Annotated in this window: 2 protein-coding genes; both read left to right on the plus strand. The window is 72.2% G+C overall.

Annotated elements, in window-relative coordinates; genetic code table 11:
* A partial coding sequence (locus AB0M20_RS37115) for a hypothetical protein (RefSeq protein ID WP_364305430.1) occupies positions 1–246 on the plus strand: 246 nt, incomplete at its 5' end.
* 79 nt (positions 247–325) lie between these two features.
* The gene (secD, locus tag AB0M20_RS37120) at positions 326–2596 is read left to right on the plus strand and encodes a protein translocase subunit SecD (protein ID WP_364305431.1); all 2271 of its coding nucleotides are present in this window, start codon (positions 326–328) and stop codon (positions 2594–2596) included.
* Positions 2597–2634: the final 38 nt, after the last annotated feature.

Here is a 2634-nt window from a genome sequence, read left to right on the forward strand (position 1 = left end):
CGCGTCGCGGCGGTGACCGCGGCGGTCGTGCCGGCGTCGATGGTGCCGGTCCTTCCGGATGCGCGGCCGATCACCAAGCCTTCAGTCGGTTCGCTCTTCCTGCTGGTCGCCGCGGTTGCGGCGCTGATGCTCGGGGTCGCGCGACGCTTCAGCTGGTCGGCGGCCGCCCGCGCGGGCTCGTCGGCCGTCTCCACGGTCACTCTCAGCGCAGTGAGAGGACGGGCGCCGCCCCGCCGAACGGCGTAGCAGTGTCCCCTTTCCTTCGCCCGCGGCGGGCCCGGTGCGGCCCGCGCGGGACTTTCCGCGTTGAGGAGCATCGATAACAATGTCGCGCGCTACCACCGTGCGCGCTGTTCTGGCCCTGATCGTCCTGGTGGTTTCCGGGTGGCTGCTGGCCACCCGGACGCCCCGGCTCGGGCTGGACCTGCGCGGCGGCACCCAGATTGTTCTTGAGACCCGTGACGGCGAGTTCGCCGAGGCGAACGCCGTCACCACCGACGAAGCCCTCGAGGTGCTGCGCCGCCGCGTCGACGAGCTCGGCGTGACCGAGCCGACGCTGGCCCGCTCCGGCGAGCGACGCATCGTGGTGGAGCTGCCCGGCGTCACAGATCCGGCCGAGGCCGTACGCGTCATCGGCCGCACCGCCCAGCTCGCCTTCCGCCCGGTCCTCGGCGTCGCCGAGGCCCGACCGAGCACCGAACCGAGCACTGAACCGAGCACCGGCCCGGACCCTTCGAACGCGGAGGAGATCGTCCTGCCGTCGGAGGACGGACAGCCGTTGCGGCTGGGCCCGCCTGCCATGTCGGGGCAGCAGGTCGGCGGTGCCGACGCCGTCCTCGACCAGTTCGGCGGGTGGCAGGTCACGCTCGACTTCCGCGGCGACGGCGGCGAAGCCTGGCAGCGGCTGACCGGCAAGGCGGCCTGTGCCCCGGTCGGTGACCCGGCCCGGCGCGTGGCGATCGTCCTGGATCGGGAGGTGATCTCTTCACCGCAGGTCGGTGAGGAGGTTGCCTGCGAGGCCGGCATCGCAGGCGGCCGGACGCAGATCACCGGATCGTTCACCGAGGCTCAGGCCAAGGACCTCGCCCTGCTGGTCCGCGCCGGTGGGCTGCCGGTGCCGGTGGAGGTCCTCGAGCAGCGAACGGTCGGTCCGACGCTGGGCCGGGCGGCGATCGACGCCTCCGCGATGGCCGCCGTGCTCGGCACGATTGCCACGCTGCTGTTCATCGTCGGCGCGTACCGGCTGGTGGGCGGGGTGGCCGCGGTCGCGTTGATCGGTTACGGCCTCATCTCGTACGCGGCGCTTCTGGCCATCGGCGCCACCCTGACCCTGCCGGGCCTGGCCGGGTTCGTCCTGGCGATCGGCATGGCGCTGGACGCCAACGTGCTGATCTTCGAGAGAGCCCGGGAGGAGTACGCCGCCCGCGGGTCACGGCGCAGCCTCCGGACCGCACTGCGGGCAGGATTCCGGAACGCCTTGTCCGCGATCGCCGACTCCAACATCACCACGCTGCTCGCGGCGGGACTGCTGTTCTTCCTGGCCTCCGGGCCGGTCCGCGGCTTCGGTGTCACGCTGACCATCGGCGTGCTGGTCTCGATGTTCACCGCGCTGGTGCTGACCCGCGTGCTCGCGTCCCCGTTGTTGGGTAGTCGCTGGGCGGAACGCCGGCCGGGCTTGAGTGGTCTGGCGAGCACGGGCTGGGTGCGGCGCAAGCTCACCGAACGCAACCCCGACATCATGGGGCGTCGGCGACTGTGGCTGATGGTCGCGGGCGTGGCCACCGTGGCCGCGCTCGCGGGCATCGGCGTGCGCGGGCTCAACGTGGGCGTGGAGTTCACCGGAGGGCGGATCGTCGAGTACGCCGCCACCGTGCCCCTGTCGGCCGATACCGCCCGCGACGCGGTGACCTCGGCGGGCCTGGACCGGGCGGTGGTCAACACCGCCGGCGACGGCAACATCAGCGTCCGCGCCGGCAACTTCGGCGAGGACGTCGAGGCCGAGATCCGGTCGGCGCTCACCGAAGCGGGCGGCGGGGAGGTGCAGCGGCTCCGCGACGAGCGGATCGGCCCCACTCTGGGGGCGGAACTGCGCCGCAACGCCGTCATCGCCCTCGGCGTCGCGCTCGCCGCCCAGCTGGCCTACCTGGCGATCCGCTTCCGCTGGCAGTGGGGCGCAGCCGCGGTGCTCGCCATGTTCCACGACGTGCTGCTGCTGCTCGGCGTCTTCGCGTGGCTCGGCCGGCCCATCGACGGGGTGTTCCTCGCCGCGCTGCTCACCGTGATCGGCTACTCGGTCAACGACTCGGTCGTCATCTTCGACCGCATGCGGGAGCTGGTCAGGGCGAAATCCGGCCGGCCCTTCGCGGAGCTGGCCAACGCCGGCTCCCTGCAGACTGTGCCGCGTACGGTCAACACCGGCCTCGGCGCGATCTTCATCCTCATCGCTCTGGCCGTGCTCGGCGGCGACTCGCTGTTCGACTTCGCGCTGGCGCTGCTGATCGGCATCACCGTGGGCACCTATTCGTCGGTCTTCCTGGCCGCACCGATGACCGTCATGTTCGAGTCGCGGCGCGGCGGTCTGTCCGCGGGAAGGTGACAGTGCCACTCCCGCCGGCGAACGCCGGCGGGAGTGGC

The organism is Actinoplanes sp. NPDC051633, assembly GCF_040681735.1.
Lineage (GTDB): Bacteria > Actinomycetota > Actinomycetes > Mycobacteriales > Micromonosporaceae > Actinoplanes.